The organism is Psychrobacter sp. I-STPA6b, assembly GCF_020662265.1.
Taxonomy (GTDB): domain Bacteria; phylum Pseudomonadota; class Gammaproteobacteria; order Pseudomonadales; family Moraxellaceae; genus Psychrobacter.
Genome location: NZ_VEWM01000142.1, coordinates 1 through 535 on the forward strand (window position 1 = coordinate 1; position 535 = coordinate 535).

The 535-nt window shown below is 43.4% G+C and carries 1 protein-coding gene; it reads right to left on the bottom strand.

Going from position 1 to position 535, the window contains the following annotated elements:
- On the bottom strand, positions 1-185 hold a 185-nt coding region (locus FHK88_RS14070), incomplete at its 3' end, for a hypothetical protein (RefSeq protein ID WP_227431348.1).
- Positions 186-535: the final 350 nt, after the last annotated feature.

Sequence of the window (535 nt, forward strand, 5' to 3'; positions counted from 1 at the left end):
TTTCGCTCCAGCTCTCTTTGCAAACGACTCAAAAAATGGCGGTCTTTGGCGAGCACTGGCAGCTCATCAAACTGCTGAGCGCTTTGAATATCATTGGTCTGTGTAACTGGTGTCACCGTATCGAGATCAATGGCGTCACTAGAGGTATTAGTATTTGGCATAGTTTTGGCGATAGCATCAGACATTGGCTTAGGCTATTTTGATGTTCTAGGTTGCTAGGATATGAGGATGAATCGCGGCAGAATCAAGGGCAAGGCATTATAACAAGCTTAGGACAGTAGCGAATTAAAGAAATAGCTTGATGGCTACCACGTAGCAACAAAGCCTAGGAACATCGTAGCATTGATAATCACCTCAATGGTATCAGTCTTCTGATTGACACAAAAAAGGGAACCTAAGGCTCCCTTTCTAATTTACTATTTTTTGCCGTTCAACTATTGTCACCGCTCGACAGTTAGACGTCGGCTCTTACTGGTTTTGCTCCACTACTGAAGCGAGTCAGTAATATGAATCACGCCATTACTGGCAATAATGT